Below are 15,601 nucleotides of genomic sequence, written 5' to 3'. Positions count from 1 at the left end.
ATATGGCCATGCTTGAATACACGCCACCGACGGACCCTTGGATTGATATCGTTTATGAAGATGAGGATATTCTCGCGGTCAATAAGCCCTCAGGGCTGCTTTCCGTTCCAGGTCGTTTGGCGGAACACTACGACAGCATGTGGAGCCGATTGGTGGCGGAGTACCCAGAGATTCAGGTAGTGCACCGCTTGGATATGTCGACATCTGGATTGATGCTTCTGGCTAAAAATAAAGAGGCAGAGCGCTCGCTTAAAAAGCAGTTCCAGTATCGCCTAACGCATAAAATCTATTACGCACGAGTCTGGGGTCAGGTAGAGCAGGAGGAGGGAGAAATTGATCTTCCCCTTATCTGTGATTGGCCAAACAGACCAAGGCAGAAAGTCTGTTTTAAAGATGGCAAACCTTCTCAAACCAAATATCAAGTGGTTGAGCGTGAGAAGAAGACCTCTGTTGTTAGGTTACTTCCCGTAACTGGACGATCGCATCAGCTGCGTGTTCATATGCAGGCTTTAGGGAATGCGATTGTCGGTGATGAGTTTTATTCTACAGAAGAAGCGCAAGCGTTCACCACACGATTAGAACTGCACGCTGCAGAGTTGAGCTTTTACCACCCTGTGACACAAAAGCGCCAGACCATTTTTGTACCGTGTGATTTTTACCCCGTTGCAGAGGCTCGAATTCTGCAACACTTCGAATGTCCTGAAACATTACCCGATTATAAAACTCTCCCTCGTTGCTAGGCGAGGGCTTGATTAGAGATAAGGAAGTAAGATGACTGTACCTGTAGTGGTTTTTCTCGATAGAGCGACAATCCCAAGTCAAATTAAGCTAGCAGAGCTTCCTTTTGAGCATCAATGGGTTGAGTACGATTATAGTAAGCCTGATGAAGTCGTTGAACGACTAAAAAATGCGGATATTGTCATCGTCAATAAGGTAGTACTTGATGCAGAGACTCTTTCGAAGCTTCCTAATATGCGTTTAATTGCGGTATCGGCTACCGGCTACAACAATATCGATGTTGAATATTGCCGTCGTGCCAATATCGCAGTGACCAATGTACAAGGCTACGCGACACAATCGGTGCCTGAACATGTGATCGCGATGTTGTTTGCATTAAGACGTAATCTTTTTGGCTATCATCAAGATATTGCCTCGGGTGAATGGCAGCGTAATAAGCAGTTTTGTTTCTTTACACATCCTATTGGGGATATCGCGGGTTCCACATTGGGGATCATTGGGAGTGGAGCACTAGGGCAGGCAACGGCGACACTTGCCAAAGCTCTGGGCATGAAGGTGCTGTTTGCTGAAAGAAAAAGTGAATCTAAACAAGAGATGATGGATTGCCGAACCGGTTATCTTCCCTTTGAATTAGTGCTGCAACTTTCTGATGCTATTACACTTCATTGCCCATTAACAGAGCAAACCGAAAATCTAATTTCTGAAGCTGAATTTAACAAAATGAAATCCAGTGCCATTTTGATTAATACAGGACGTGGTGGCCTTGTGGATGAACAGGCGCTTGTTGATGCATTGAAATCTGGCCAGATAGCGGGAGCTGGGGTTGATGTGTTTACTCAAGAGCCCACCGATGAAAGTAACCCCCTGATAGCAAATATGGATATGCCAAACTTACTGCTGACACCGCATGTTGCTTGGGGAAGTGACTCTTCTATTCAAAAGTTAGCGGATATACTGATGGATAACATTACCGCTTTCGAGCGCGGTGACGTGAAAAATAGAGTGGTTTAACGGTTTAAACTCTCTTCCAACACATAAAAAATGCCAGTACAACTGGCATTTTTTATTCAATGTATATTTTTTACTTTAGCTCGTCGTGACAGGTTGTTCTATTTTTTCAGCGTCACTATCGTCAGCCGTACGATTCACCAGCATTGATATTGCGCCATCACCGGTAATATTACACGCCGTACCAAAGCTATCTTGTGCCATGTATAGGGCAATCATAAGAGCAAGTTCTGCTTCACCAAAGCCAAGCATAGAAGCCATTAAACCTAGCGCGGCCATTACTGCGCCACCTGGAGCACCCGGTGCGGCAATCATCGTAATACCAAGCATCATAATGAATGGAATCATGTTAAAGAACGAAACCATTTCAATATTGGTGCTTAAAGCCATCACCGCTGTTGCGCATAATACAAGTGTGATGGTTGAACCAGAAAGGTGGATGGTTGCACACAGTGGGATAGTAAAGTTGGCAATGGGTTCTTTTACACCATTCTCTTTGGTTTGCTTTAGCGTTACAGGAATCGTTGCTGCTGAAGACATGGTTCCTAGCGCCGTAAAGTAGGCTGGCAACATTGTTTTGATCAAAGCCAGCGGTGACTTGCCACTGACCATACCTGCAATAACATATTGAATGCTGATCCAGATCCAGTGAACGACAATCGCAGTAATTAGAACAACACCGAACGTTTTAAGTGTGCTAAATACAGTTCCTTCCGCTGCCATGTTGGCGAATACACCCGCGATGTAGATAGGCAGCATTGGAATAATGACTTTAGATAGTAGTAGATCAACAATGTTTCGACCTTCATCAGCCAGTTTCTTTAGTGTTAGGCTTTCCGTCACTGATATCCCAATTCCGAATAGGAAAGCAAGTGCAAGAGCGGTCATTACACCAAAGATCGCAGGGATTTCTAAGCTAATAAAGCCAGTCAGTGAGCGGACCGCTTCAGTTTCAGTTGCAACACTTGGTGATAGGCCTGATAGAACGATACTTGCCGCAAAAAATGCTAAACAGCCAGCAATGATCGTAGATCCATACGCAAGGCCAATGGTTTTACCTAGCAGATTACCAGAATTCTTCGGCAAACTTGCAATACCGCTCGCGATGTAAAATAAAATGATTAATGGAATGGTAAAACCGATGAGCTGTCCACCGATTTGTTGAAAGGTTAAAAACAGTCGAACGATGATATCTGGAGCAAACGATCCCACGACGATACCGCTAGCGATACCTGCGACGAGCTTGGTGACTAGATTCATTATTAAATCCTCTGAACTATTGATGTTGGTTATGGTTTTTGTTATTTAATTACAATAACTTAGTTGTAATTTTTATTGTTGGGAGGAGTATATAGGGAGTGACCAATCTATTTTGTGATTTAGAAGTGTTATTTAAATTTTGTAACTATTTTAAGTGATTATGTTGGTGATATGTATTGGTTATTACGTTGAGTTATAGATGTAAATTCTGATTTGTGATTAGAAGTTAATGGTGAAGATTGCCTTATGGGGAGGCTTGATATTCTTTTAAGCCTTGGTTAAATATCGTTATCAGTTTTTCGCTTTCAGGATGAGTTTTCGAGAATAATACGTAACTGTCATTGCTAAGAAATGGAACGGGGTGATAGGTAATAAGTTCTTGAGTCTCAATTGGTAATTTACTTAATGAAAACAACCCAATGTGCTTCTCTTCTGGAACAAGATCAACTCTGCGATATTTTAGTAGTTGGAAGGCTTTACTTGGGCTTTCTACGCGATTGATAGTGACTTGCTGAGTGTTGATCATGCTATCAAGTTCTTCACCATAACTGTAGCCTAGTCCACCACCTAAATGTTTATTGATGAGATCGTCAAGAGATTGCCACTGAAAGTCCTCTTCTTTGAGGTGAAAGAAAACAAACTGCTCTTGAGCAACAGGGTCACTATAAATAAAGTGTTCAGTACGTTCCTTAGCAAACATCCAAACTGCTGTCGCAACGTACTCACCATCACTGGCTTTTTTATACGCTCGCTTCCAAGGGTAAAAATGAAATTCGACTTGATAGCCTTGGCTTGCGAATACTTGCTGAATTGTTTTACCCACATAGCCAAAATCTTTTAAATTTTGACCAATGAATGGTGGCCATTCTCCCGCTGAGATTTTGATTACTTTGGTTTCATTACTTGCTATGGCAGAGAATGAAGAAAGTGTAATGAAGAGAGCACTGATTAGTAGTAAAGCACGTTTCATATAAGGCCCCAACTCTATTCTTTATTTTAGTATAGCGATAAGAAAGAAGATAAATGCTCACTCCATCAAATTTATTGATAGAAATATTATCAAGTAAAGAGGGGAAATAAAAAAGACCAGTCAATGACTGGCCTTTTAATAAATAATGCAAATTATCTAAAGATGGTTATAGCTCTGCAATCGTTGCTTTTTGTTCTTCTAGCTTAACGAGTGTCTCTTTATAGCTTTCAAGCTTTTCACGCTCTTTTGTTATTACGACTTCAGGGGCTTTAGCAACAAAACCTTCGTTGCTTAACTTACCTTCAATACGTTTAACTTCGCCTTGAGTCTTCGCTACTTCTTTATCTAAGCGAGCAAGCTCTGCATCTTTATCGATTAGGCCTGCCATTGGAATCATTAGCTCAGACTTGCCAACCAGTTTAGTTGCACAGGCAGGAGTCTCTTCACCGTCAGCGAGAACTTTAATATCGTCCAGTTTAGCTAGAGAGGTCAGAACAATCTTGTTTGCTTCAATGCGAGCAGCATCTTGTTCGTCAGCGACTTTCATCATGACTTCTAAGCCTTTGCTTGGAGCAATATCGTACTCAGCACGAAGATTACGGATAGCGGTAATGAAAGTCTTAACCCACTCAATATCAGCAACGATATCAGCGTTGAAGTTATCTTCATTAAACTGAGGAAGCGCTTGAGTCATGATTGTCTCACCTTCCACACCGTCAACGAGAGGTTTCACGCTCTGCCAGATAGATTCCGTGATGTAAGGAATAACAGGGTGCGCGAGACGTAGCGTTTTCTCTAGAACAGTGATCAGCATGTAGCGAGTCGCTTGTTGCTGAGCTTCGGTGCCTTTCCACAGAACAGGTTTCGTTAGCTCTAAGTACCAATCACAGAATTGGTTCCAGATGAATTCGTAAAGTGTGTTTGCTGCCATGTCTAGACGGTAGTTGTCTAGATGCGCATTAAACTCTTTCGCTGCCACTTCGAATTGAGATTCAATCCACTTATCCGCCAGAGAGAATTCCATGTTTGCACGGTCTTCTGCTGATAACGTCATGCCACAATCGTGTTCTTCTGTATTCATCAGTACGTAACGGCTTGCGTTCCATAGCTTGTTACAGAAGTTACGGTACCCTTCAAGACGCTTCATATCCCAGTTGATGTCACGGCCAGTAGAGGCCATAGCAGCGAGAGTGAAACGCAGTGCGTCAGTACCGTATGGTTCGATACCGTCTTCAAAAGTTTTGCGTGTCGCTTTTTCAATCTTCTTCGCAAGTTTAGGTTGCATCATGTTGCCACAACGCTTCTCAACAAGCTCTTCAAGACCAATACCATCAATCATATCGATTGGGTCAAGTACGTTACCTTTTGACTTAGACATCTTGTCGCCGTTTTCATCACGGATAAGACCTGTCATGTAAACGGTCTTAAATGGTACTTGCGACTTACCATCTTCATCTTTACAGAAGTGCATCGTCATCATGATCATACGAGCAACCCAGAAGAAGATGATATCAAAACCTGATACCAGTACGTCTGATGGGTGGAACGTTTTCAGCGCTTCAGTATCTTCCGGCCAGCCTTGTGTGCCAAACGTCCAAAGAGCAGAAGAAAACCAAGTATCCAGAACATCGTCGTCTTGCTTAAGTACAACAACAGGCGCTAGATTGTTTTTCTCACGCACTTCTTCTTCTGTACGTCCAACGTAAACTTTACCGTCGTTGTCATACCAAGCTGGAATACGGTGCCCCCACCAAAGTTGACGAGAGATACACCAGTCTTGAACGTCACGCATCCAAGCGAAGTACATGTTTTCATACTGCTTAGGAACGAACTGGATTTCGCCATCTTCAACCGCTTTTACCGCTGGCTCTGCAAGCGGTGCAGTGCGTACGTACCATTGGTCAGTTAGCATTGGCTCGATAACTACACCACCACGGTCACCGTAAGGGACGGTTAGATCGTGATCTTTGATTTCGTCAAGAAGGCCAATTTCTTCAAATTCAGCAACGATTGCACGACGTGCAGCAAAGCGCTCCATACCGTGGTATTTAGCTGGAAGTTCAGTACCGTAAACGTCGCTCTCTTCACCATTAGTATTGAAGATTTCCGCAGCATCGCGAATATCACCATTAAAGGTCAAGATGTTGATCATCGGTAGGGCGTGACGTTTACCGACTTCGTAATCGTTAAAGTCGTGAGCAGGAGTGATCTTCACACAACCTGTGCCTTTTTCCATGTCTGCGTGTTCATCACCAACAATTGGGATAAGACGGTTAACAATAGGAAGTAGGATCTCTTTGCCGATAAGATCTTTGTAGCGAGGATCTTCTGGGTTAACAGCAACACCGGTATCACCAAGCATGGTTTCAGGACGAGTCGTCGCTACAACAATGTAGTCTTTACCATCAGCCGTTTTAACACCGTTCGCTAGTGGGTAGCGGAAGTGCCACATGAAACCTTTTTTATCTTTGTTTTCTACTTCTAGATCAGAGATAGCTGTGTGAAGCTTTGGATCCCAGTTAACTAGGCGCTTACCACGGTAGATTAGATCTTCTTCGTAGAGACGAACAAACACTTCTTGAGTGGCAGCTGATAGACCATCATCCATAGTGAAACGTTCACGATCCCAGTCAACAGAAGCACCAAGACGACGAAGCTGTTGAGTGATCGTGCCACCTGATTCAGCTTTCCAATCCCAGATTTTATCGATAAACGCTTCACGGCCGTAGTCGTGCTTGGTTTTACCTTCTTCAGCAGCAATCTTGCGCTCAACAACCATTTGAGTTGCGATACCAGCGTGGTCAGTACCTACTTGCCAAAGGGTGTTTTTACCCTTCATACGCTCAGCACGAATCAAAGTATCCATGATGGTATCTTGGAAGGCGTGACCCATGTGCAGGCTACCAGTAACGTTTGGTGGCGGGATCATGATGCTGTACGCTTCTTTTGAAGTGTCACCGTGTGGCTTAAAGTAGCCTTTCTCTTCCCAAGCTTGGTATAGCGCTTGTTCGATTGATGTTGGGTTGTATGTCTTTTCCATAGTGCTCTTAAATAGGTACTGTGAATTGGTAAATGTGGTCAAACTTTATAAGTGAAGGATCTATGGCTGATATTGAACCGCTAAGATCGCTTTAACTATAAGGTTTGACTATGGATGCTGTATTTCGATTGTTTGCAGATTAAACCCTGCTTGTCGGTAAATTTTATACCTTTCTCGAGCCAGCTGCTTGGCATTTTCCTCGCAAGGGACGAAGTCTACCACCTCTGAGAACTGCTTCGCAAAGGTTGTATTATTATCCGCCAAATTAATTACGATTTGTCGATTCCAATTTGGTTTCACTTTTTGATGACCAATCTCAATGTTGGTTGCGTATTTAGGGCCTTCTCCAACCAAATTATGAGCAATATAATCATCGGGCTCTGCTTGCCAAAGCAGTTCAGCAATTCGTTCGGCATGTTCTTTATCGTGACCATTTAAATAGACTTTTGCTCCTTGCTCGACAAAGTGCTTACTGAGAAACAGTACGTAGTTATCAAAGCCAGATTGTGTGGCTTGAGGGCTTTCTGGGCTGACGATGTAAAAAGTAGCGTTGGCCATAATATTTTCAGTGAATTACCTGTCTTGGATTCGATTAGTCAAAATTGATAAAAAATAAGGGGCAATAAAAAAGGGCCTTTCGGCCCTTTTTGAAGATTACTCTTCGCCTTCTTGGCCACTTCGATTGAGTAGGAATTGGACAAGTAGTGAGACAGGGCGGCCAGTTGAGCCCTTCGCCGCGCCTGACTTCCAAGCCGTTCCTGCAATATCAAGGTGTGCCCAGTGGTATTTCTTAGCAAATTTAGATAAGAAACAACCTGCGGTAATAGTACCAGCTGGACGACCGCCAATATTCGCCATATCAGCAAATGGGCTCTTCAGCTGTTCATGGTACTCGTCAGCCATTGGCATGCGCCATGCGCGATCGCTCGCTTGCTCTGACGCATTTACAAGTTCGTGAGACAACGGGTTGTGGTTTGAAAGCACCGCACTGATGTGATGACCAAGTGCCATAACACAAGCACCAGTTAGCGTTGCAACATCAATCACACACTCTGGTTCAAAACGCTCTACGTAAGTGAGTGCATCACAAAGAACCAAGCGACCTTCTGCATCGGTATTTAGTACTTCAACAGTTTGACCATTCATCGTCGTTAAAATATCGCCAGGGCGGTAAGCATTGCTACCCGGCATATTTTCACAACCAGCAAGAACTGCGGTGACATTGATTGGCAGGTTTAGCTTAGCCAATGCCTTCATGGTACCAAAGACAGAAGCAGCGCCACACATGTCGTACTTCATCTCATCCATTGCTTCACCAGGCTTAAGAGAGATACCGCCTGAATCAAAGGTAAGACCTTTACCGACTAATACGATAGGTTTAGCGTCTGGATCAGCGTGCCCTTTGTACTCCATGATGGACATCATAGATTCATTTTTCGAACCACGACCAACCGCAAGATATGAAGTCATGCCTAACTTCGCCATCTCTTCTTCGCCAATGATCTTAGTGGTGACGGTTTCGTAGTCATCAGCAAGACGGCGCGCTTGAGAAGCAAGGTAAGCTGGATTTGCGATATTTGGTGGCATATTGCCAAGATCTTTTGATGCTTTAACACCAGAAGAAATAGCAAGACCATGAGCAATCGCTTTTTCACCTTGGCTCAATTCACGACGCGTTGGTACATTGAAGACAAGCTTACGCAGTGGACGGCGAGTTTCAGGCTTATTGCTCTTAAACTGATCAAAGGTGTACAGACCATCTTTTGTCGCTTCAACCGCTTGGCGCACTTTCCAGTACGTATCGCGGCCCTTAACGTGCAGTTCAGTTAAGAAACAAACGGCTTCCATAGAGCCTGTTTCGTTAAGTGTGCTGATGGTTTTTTGAATGATTTCTTTGTATTGGCGCTCACCGAGTTCACGCTCTTTGCCACAGCCAACTAATAAAACACGTTCAGATAATACTCCAGGTACTTGATGCAGTAGTAGCATCTGTCCCGGTTTTCCTTCAAGATCACCACGGCGAAGCAATGAGCTGATATAGCCATCACTGATTTTATCCAGCTGTTCAGCTACTGGAGAAAGGCGTCTTGGTTCAAACACTCCAACAACGATACATGCGCTGCGTTGTTTCTCTGGACTGCCACTTTTTACATTGAACTCCATGCGTACTCCTACATCCTGAAGACAAATCAAACTAAATGTTAGATAATGCGAGCTTACTTGTTGAATCCATACTTGGAACTACGTTTTAATTAAGCCAACTAACAGTTAGTGAAAATTTTAAAAATAAAAGGTTCATCGGGAAATTATAGTGATTCAACCAAAAAAACAAGTTTTCTATAGGTACTTTCAGCGTGATTATTGTTAGATATTTGATCCGCGAGACACTCAAAAGCCAATTAGCCATCTTTTTCGTGCTTTTTTTAGTGTTTCTCAGCCAAAAATTTATCCGTGTACTGGCAGAGGCATCTGACGGTGAAATACCTGCGCGTATGATTTTATCCATCGTAAGCCTCAATATGCCAAGCATGGGGTTATTGATGCTACCACTTAGTTTGTTTATCGGTATTTTGCTTACTTTCGGTCGTTTATACGCTGAAAGTGAAATCACGGTAATGAACGCGACAGGAATCGGCAATAAGTTCCTGATTCAGGCAGCGTTGTATTTGGCTCTCATTACGGGGTGTATTGCGGCGTTCAACTCTTTTTGGCTTGCGCCTTGGGCTCAAGAGAAAGAGACGCAGCTCATGGAGCAGCTAGAGTCTGAAAATACCGTCGATTTGTTGAAGAAAGGGACGTTCCAGAGAACGCCTGATGGTTCATCAGTCGTGTTTATTGACGATATTAAAGATAAGAAGCTTGAAAATGTGTTTGTCGCTCAGCTTCGTCCTCGTGACACCATTTTACCTAGTGTCATGTTTTCTAATTACGGCGATGTAAAAGAGACCAGTGATGGCCGTCAGGTGATCACCATGCATGAAGGGATTCGTTATGAAGGGATTCCAACTCGTCTTGATTACCGAAATACGACCTTTGAAGAGTACGATGGATTAATTGGACAGCGAGACGTTAAGCCTAAAGGACGTGATTGGGAGGCGAAGTCAACATTTTCTCTGATCACAAGTGCCGATACTCGTGCACAAGCCGAACTTCAATGGCGTATCTCGTTAGTGGTTTGTATCCCGTTGTTGACCATGTTGGTTGTTCCACTTTCAGCTGTGAACCCTCGGCAGGGACGTTTTGCTAAGATGGGGCCTGCGATATTGATTTACTTAGCCTATTTCTTATCAATCAGTGCCACCAAGTCGGCGATAGAAGATGGGTCTATCCCAGTGATGATAGGGATGTGGCCGATCAATGCGGCTCTACTGCTAGCAGCTATTGGGGCAAATATGATGGATAGTATTCCAGTTAGAAGAATCAAAGATAAGATAAGACAAAAAAAGGTGGCGAAAGCAAGTGTTTAAGATATTAGACTTATATATCGGTAAAACGATCATTGCGACAACAACACTAGTTTTGACGACCTTTGTTGGCTTATCTGCGATCATTAAATACGTGGAGCAATTGAGAAAAGTAGGAGATGGAACTTATGATCTCTTACAGGCATTACTGTTTGTTGTATTAAGCATACCTCGAGATGTTGAGATGTTTTTTCCGATGGCGGCTCTTCTTGGTGCTTTAATTGGTTTGGGGATGCTTGCTTCTAGTTCTGAACTTGTGGTTATGCAAGCGTCTGGTTTTTCTAAATTAAACATCGGGATGTCGGTACTTAAAACGGCTGTGCCTTTGATGATCATTGTCACTTTGTTAGGTCAGTGGGGTGCTCCTCAGGCTCAAAAAATGGCTCGTGACCTTCGCGCATTTGCGACTTCTGGTGGCCAACTATTGTCTGTCAGAACTGGAGTCTGGGCTAGAGATGCCAATGATTTCATCTTTATTGGAAAAGTCGATGATGATCAGTTGCAAACGTTGAATATGTGGCGTTTTGATGCTGATAAACAGCTAGAAACAGTGGTTTATGCAAAGTCTGCGGACTATCTAGATAACAATGAGTGGATAATGCGAGATGTACAAGTCACCGATATGCGTGATGGTATTGAGCTATCTAAAGACACACTGTCAGAATATCGTTGGACGACATCACTAGAGCCTGACAAATTGGCGGTGGTGACAGTAAAACCAGAAGAGCTTTCATTATCTGGCTTGTTTGATTATGTAAACTACCTAAAGGCTTCAGAGCTTGATTCTTCTCGATATGAATTGGCACTATGGCGTAAAGTGACTCAACCGTTCTCTATTGCAGTAATGATGTTAATGGCGTTGTCGTTTATTTTCGGCCCATTAAGAACAGTAACCATGGGGGCGAGAATTTTATCGGGTGTCATCGCTGGATTCACCTTTTATATCTCAAGTGAATTCTTTGGCCCATTGAGTTTGGTTTATGGATTCCCTCCGGTATTTGGTGCGGTTGCACCGAGTATAGTCTTCCTGTCGGTTGCGTTAATGTTGTTACGTCGGAAGCTATAGCCTAGATATGACAGCACAGAATGCTGTTGAATATATCTAAACGAAAAAGGAAGCTTAATCGCTTCCTTTTTTATATGGGCTTGTTTATTTAATTCGCTTTTGGCAGCACCACTACTCGTGTCTTAGCCCACATATCTTGGAAGGCCCGTTTTTGTGGATCAAATGGCACGGCTAAGTTCCCTAATCCAAATGCAGAGGTCGACAGTCGTATTAGCGCCTGAGTGATACTGATAGCACCACCTTGTTCATTTTGAACTTGAAGTTTCCATGCGCGCATTCCTAATGTTTGACCCGCTCGAGTCCAGAAGAAAACAAAGAAATAGAGCGCAACAGCTACTAAGTAAAAAGTATAAACAGGGCTCCAAACAGGGTGCTTGCTGAGTAAGTCACTAGCATCAACATAGGGGGCGTAATTTACTGCGCCAAGAGCAACGAGAGCTTCTAAGATAGCAACAATCAATCCTCCAGCCATCATCAAAATTGCCATTACAATAAGTGAATCATAAAAAAGAGCACCTAAGCGACGCATTAAACCCGCTGGTGGAAGGGCATTAGTTGTAGTCATAATTGATTCGTAAATGTGTAAATATTGCGGAAAGAATATAGTGTTGAGGCTCTGTAGGGAAGAGAGCAAACGCACACCTTGTTATTTCGTGGCGAAATTATCATCAAACGAAAGCTTTTCAATCTTTTAGGCTTGCGAAGCCGATGATGTTACGTATAATGCCAAACATCAAAGGGGAAACCCCAAGATGCCGGTATGGTGAAATTGGTATACACGACGGATTCAAAATCCGTTGCCTTCGGGCGTGGCGGTTCAAGTCCGCCTACCGGTACCATATTAGAAAGGTCGCTTTTATAGCGGCCTTTCGTCGTTTTGAGGCAAGGAAAATAGGTATGTTCTTTTTCTTCCGTCCATACAGCCCTTCTCTTACTCTTCTTGATTCGTACGCTTTTTGTCTGCTAAATGTCACATGAAGTTACACAGCGCAGAATTACAAAGGCTTTACATCTTGGGTTGAACAATGAACAATCCCCTTCAGCACTTGAAAAGAACTCAACCTTGTTAACTAGGAAATTATGAGTAATACAGAAAACAAAAAATCGAATCCTCTATTTGAGATAGCCTTTAACGTTTTTCTACCGTCATTTATCTTAATGAAATTCAGTGGTGATGAGCATCTTGGTACTGTTATGGCGCTAGTGGTCGCGTTAGCCTTTCCCGTTGCTTATGGTGGTATGGAGCTGATCCGCAATAAGAAGTTTAACTTTATCGCTGCTCTGGGTTTTGTCAGCGTGTTATTAACGGGTGGAATAGGACTGCTAGAACTGGATACGAAATGGCTGGCTGTGAAAGAGGCGCTTATTCCAGGTTTGATAGGGTTGGTGGTACTGGGCTCTTCTTTTACCCGCTACCCGATTGTAAAGAAGGTCATTTTTAATGATACGTTACTGAACTTACCATTAATAAAAGAACGATTAGCCAAAGCTGGAAATGAGGCGGCCTTTGAACGTTGTTTGAAAGTCTCTAACTACCTATTCGCCAGTACTTTCGCTTTTTCATCGGTAATGAATTATTTCTTAGCGACTTGGATTGTGACAAGTCCGGCAGGGACTACAGCGTTTAACGAGGAGCTAGGCAAACTTACGCTCTATAGTTACCCCGTTATAGCGATACCAAGTATGCTAATGATGTTTGGCATTTTCTATTACTTATGGCGTCAAATTCGCTCTATGACTTCATTAGAGACCGAACAAATATTTAATGCTAGCTAGACTATAGCTATCTCTTCAGAAGCCTCGACTCATGTCGGGGCTTTTTTGTATTTAGAATAAGCCTAAGTAGCGGGTATGAGTTTGGTGATTGATTTAACAAAAGCTAAAAAAAACAATGAAATCTGTGCTTTCTACAAGAAAGAATACGCTGAATAAACTATCTTTTATTAATACTAATAAGGAGATAGCGATGTTTCAACTTACCCCATATCTGTTTTTTGCAGGACGTTGTGAAGAGGCTCTTGAATTCTATAGCCACTGCTTCGGAGGCAAAACCACAACGAAACAATACTTCCGAGACGCACCAATGCAGATCCCAGGGGCTCAGCCAGATTGGATTATGCATGCTGAATTTGAAGCCTTTGGGATGAAATTTATGCTATCTGATGGTGTCGTTGCTAGAGAAATGTCGGGTAATAATATTGCGCTATCTCTCGTACTTGATGATGTCGATCAGCAGGCTCGTATTTTCGATATGCTCGCAGAGGGTGGGCATGTCATGATGCCAATATCTGATATTTATTCTGGGGCGAAGTTTGGAAAGATAGAAGATATGTACGGTGTACGCTGGCTATTGTACTGTGAATTGGTTACTTAATTTAATTGTGGCCAGCCGTTGTTAAAATCAATGCGGTAAAAGGTGTGTTTTCAAATAAACTTAGTTAATATTTACCTAGGTATTGATATGAAAATTATATATTTGTGGCAAGCATAAAAATTTCGGTTGATCGACTTCAACCAGGGTTACATGTTCGGCTTCCTGTAAAGTGGAACGATCACCCTTTCTTATTTAATAGCTTTCTTATAAAAAGCGAAGACCAGATCCGAATGATCAAACATTTGGGTATTCAACATGTCTACATTAATCCTGCTCAAAGTAGTACACAACCACTGCCTGCGAATCAAGTACCCAAAGATCCATCAGCGGAAGATGAGCAAGTTGATAGAGAAGCTAAAAAGCTGTGGGATGAAAAGCAGAAGAGAATTGAAGAGCTAGGAGCGTACCGTCGTAAAGTCATTAAGTGCGAAAAAGAGTTTGAGCGATCATTAGCGCAAATGAGAGCGGTAATGAATAAAATTAGAAATCGGCCCGAGAAAGCAGTAGATGAAGCACTCGCGTTAGTCGATGGTATCGTTGACAAGCTATTAAATAATGAGGGAGTCACATTACACTTAATGAACAGTAAGAGTGAAGTGGAAGATATTTACTTCCATTCGCTTAATGTATCGGTCATTGCAATGATGATAGCTAAAGCAAAAGGGATGACCCCGCAGCAGATAAAAGACATTGCTTTTGCGTCTCTTTTCCATGATATGGGCAAGATAAAAGTCCCAGCGGCAATTATCCGCAAGCAAACCCCTCTATCAACCCCTGAAATTAATTACCTCAAACTCCATACTAAATATGGACTCGATCTGGCCATGAACATGGAAACTTTTCCTGAGCCAGCAAAAGTGGTGATAGAACAGCATCATGAGCTTAATGATGGTTCAGGCTACCCGAATAAATTAAAAGAGAAAGATATCGATGATCTGACTCAGGTAGTTTCAGTCGCAAATGCTTATGACAACCTATGTCATCCAATGAATCCAAATGATCAAAAGATTCCTTATGTCGCACTTTCTCACCTATATAAGAAGTGCAAACATCTATATAACAACGATAACCTAAATGTCCTGATTAAGTTTATGGGGGTGTATCCTCCTGGAACCGTTGTTCAGCTATCTAATGAGATGGTTGGATTAGTTATCTCAGTTAATGCAAAACATATCCTTTTCCCTAATGTACTTATCTATGATCCTTCGGTTCCAAGAACTCAAGCGCCAATTATTGATTTAGCGGAGAAGGAAATAAAGATAGTTAATGCCATCTTACCTAATAAACTCCCTGATAAAGTGAAAGAGTATCTAAACCCACGCTCCAGAGTTTCATATTTCTTTGATAGCGATGATTAGCTTTAGGTCAAAATGGTAGTTATCCACAGGATTTTGTGAATAGCCTGTGTTCTAAGGTGGAGTATTCGGTGCGCAAAATGAGGTCCGAGTGATTAGTAATCACTCGGGCCTTTTTCTACAAAAAAATGTGATTTATCCCTTGCCAATGATCTCGAACTATCTATAATGCGCATCCACTGACACGGCAGACGCCACAAGGCGTTAGCAATACTCAGTAAGGCTTCAAGGCGATAAAAATTAAATTTCAAAAAGTGTTTGACACTGAAACTTAAATCGCTAGAATGGCCGCCTCTTCCGAGTGATGCAAATCACAAAAGAAGAAC

At 42.6% G+C, this 15,601-nt stretch carries 13 protein-coding genes and 1 tRNA gene; 8 read left to right on the top strand and 6 right to left on the bottom strand.

Annotation, left to right across the window (positions count from 1 at the left end):
• Nucleotides 1–2 precede the first annotated feature (2 nt).
• Both rluA and KP803_RS06905 read left to right on the top strand, forming a co-directional pair.
• Nucleotides 3–740 (top strand): bifunctional tRNA pseudouridine(32) synthase/23S rRNA pseudouridine(746) synthase RluA, encoded by a 738-nt coding sequence (gene rluA / locus KP803_RS06910; RefSeq protein ID WP_248008123.1) that lies wholly within the window; start codon nucleotides 3–5, stop codon nucleotides 738–740.
• A gap of 31 nt (nucleotides 741–771) precedes the next feature.
• Nucleotides 772–1,749, top strand: coding sequence for a D-2-hydroxyacid dehydrogenase (locus KP803_RS06905; RefSeq protein WP_248008122.1), 978 nt, complete (start codon nucleotides 772–774; stop codon nucleotides 1,747–1,749).
• Nucleotides 1,750–1,824: 75 nt separating this feature from the next.
• Here the strand turns inward: KP803_RS06905 and KP803_RS06900 are convergent, their stop codons facing one another.
• The 5 genes from KP803_RS06900 to pepA all read right to left on the bottom strand — a co-directional run bounded on the left by KP803_RS06900 (nucleotide 1,825) and on the right by pepA (nucleotide 9,179).
• Nucleotides 1,825–3,006, bottom strand: a complete 1,182-nt coding sequence (locus KP803_RS06900; RefSeq protein ID WP_248008121.1) for a dicarboxylate/amino acid:cation symporter — start codon at nucleotides 3,004–3,006, stop codon at nucleotides 1,825–1,827.
• 244 nt (nucleotides 3,007–3,250) lie between these two features.
• On the bottom strand, nucleotides 3,251–3,976 hold the full coding sequence (locus KP803_RS06895; protein WP_248008120.1) for a substrate-binding periplasmic protein: 726 nt from the start codon (nucleotides 3,974–3,976) through the stop codon (nucleotides 3,251–3,253).
• A 166-nt stretch (nucleotides 3,977–4,142) separates the two neighbouring features.
• Nucleotides 4,143–7,016, bottom strand: coding sequence for a valine--tRNA ligase (locus KP803_RS06890; protein ID WP_248008119.1), 2,874 nt, complete (start codon nucleotides 7,014–7,016; stop codon nucleotides 4,143–4,145).
• A 108-nt stretch (nucleotides 7,017–7,124) separates the two neighbouring features.
• Complete coding sequence (locus KP803_RS06885; protein ID WP_248008118.1) at nucleotides 7,125–7,574, bottom strand: DNA polymerase III subunit chi; 450 nt, start codon at nucleotides 7,572–7,574, stop codon at nucleotides 7,125–7,127.
• Nucleotides 7,575–7,670: 96 nt separating this feature from the next.
• Nucleotides 7,671–9,179, bottom strand: coding sequence for a leucyl aminopeptidase (gene pepA / locus KP803_RS06880; protein WP_248008117.1), 1,509 nt, complete (start codon nucleotides 9,177–9,179; stop codon nucleotides 7,671–7,673).
• A gap of 191 nt (nucleotides 9,180–9,370) precedes the next feature.
• Between pepA and lptF the strand changes: the two genes are divergently transcribed.
• Nucleotides 9,371–10,483, top strand: coding sequence for an LPS export ABC transporter permease LptF (gene lptF, locus KP803_RS06875; protein ID WP_248008116.1), 1,113 nt, complete (start codon nucleotides 9,371–9,373; stop codon nucleotides 10,481–10,483).
• Entirely contained in the window at nucleotides 10,476–11,546 is a 1,071-nt protein-coding gene (gene lptG, locus KP803_RS06870) for an LPS export ABC transporter permease LptG (protein ID WP_248008115.1), read from the top strand. Before lptF ends, lptG begins: the two co-directional genes overlap by 8 nt.
• An 88-nt stretch (nucleotides 11,547–11,634) precedes the next feature.
• On the opposite strand, the gene KP803_RS06865 is transcribed toward lptG, so the two are convergent.
• Complete coding sequence (locus KP803_RS06865) at nucleotides 11,635–12,111, bottom strand: RDD family protein (protein ID WP_248008114.1); 477 nt, start codon at nucleotides 12,109–12,111, stop codon at nucleotides 11,635–11,637.
• A gap of 189 nt (nucleotides 12,112–12,300) precedes the next feature.
• Between KP803_RS06865 and KP803_RS06860 the strand changes: the two genes are divergently transcribed.
• From KP803_RS06860 to KP803_RS06845, 4 genes are all read left to right on the top strand, one after another.
• A tRNA-Leu gene (locus KP803_RS06860) sits at nucleotides 12,301–12,385 on the top strand.
• A gap of 241 nt (nucleotides 12,386–12,626) precedes the next feature.
• Entirely contained in the window at nucleotides 12,627–13,322 is a 696-nt protein-coding gene (locus KP803_RS06855) for a VC0807 family protein (RefSeq protein ID WP_248008113.1), read from the top strand.
• A 190-nt stretch (nucleotides 13,323–13,512) separates the two neighbouring features.
• Nucleotides 13,513–13,920: a VOC family protein gene (locus KP803_RS06850; RefSeq protein ID WP_248008112.1), complete on the top strand. Its 408-nt coding sequence runs from the start codon at nucleotides 13,513–13,515 to the stop codon at nucleotides 13,918–13,920.
• Nucleotides 13,921–14,024: 104 nt separating this feature from the next.
• Complete coding sequence (locus KP803_RS06845; RefSeq protein ID WP_248008111.1) at nucleotides 14,025–15,278, top strand: cyclic di-GMP phosphodiesterase; 1,254 nt, start codon at nucleotides 14,025–14,027, stop codon at nucleotides 15,276–15,278.
• Nucleotides 15,279–15,601 lie beyond the last annotated feature (323 nt).

The organism is Vibrio amylolyticus (assembly GCF_023145695.1).
In the GTDB taxonomy this organism is placed as follows: Bacteria; Pseudomonadota; Gammaproteobacteria; order Enterobacterales; family Vibrionaceae; genus Vibrio; species Vibrio amylolyticus.
This window is presented reverse-complemented; position numbering and strand designations above follow the sequence as displayed.

Bases quoted from the DNA above. Each gene is read 5' to 3' on its own strand.
- KP803_RS06900 (WP_248008121.1), bottom strand. From the start codon at position 3,006: ATGAATCTAGTCACCAAGCTCGTCGCAGGTATCGCTAGCGGTATCGTC.
- KP803_RS06850 (WP_248008112.1), top strand. From the start codon at position 13,513: ATGTTTCAACTTACCCCATATCTGTTTTTTGCAGGACGTTGTGAAGAG.
- KP803_RS06865 (WP_248008114.1), bottom strand. From the start codon at position 12,111: ATGACTACAACTAATGCCCTTCCACCAGCGGGTTTAATGCGTCGCTTA.
- KP803_RS06855 (WP_248008113.1), top strand. From the start codon at position 12,627: ATGAGTAATACAGAAAACAAAAAATCGAATCCTCTATTTGAGATAGCC.
- pepA (WP_248008117.1), bottom strand. From the start codon at position 9,179: ATGGAGTTCAATGTAAAAAGTGGCAGTCCAGAGAAACAACGCAGCGCA.
- KP803_RS06895 (WP_248008120.1), bottom strand. From the start codon at position 3,976: ATGAAACGTGCTTTACTACTAATCAGTGCTCTCTTCATTACACTTTCT.
- KP803_RS06905 (WP_248008122.1), top strand. From the start codon at position 772: ATGACTGTACCTGTAGTGGTTTTTCTCGATAGAGCGACAATCCCAAGT.
- KP803_RS06885 (WP_248008118.1), bottom strand. From the start codon at position 7,574: ATGGCCAACGCTACTTTTTACATCGTCAGCCCAGAAAGCCCTCAAGCC.
- KP803_RS06890 (WP_248008119.1), bottom strand. From the start codon at position 7,016: ATGGAAAAGACATACAACCCAACATCAATCGAACAAGCGCTATACCAA.
- rluA (WP_248008123.1), top strand. From the start codon at position 3: ATGGCCATGCTTGAATACACGCCACCGACGGACCCTTGGATTGATATC.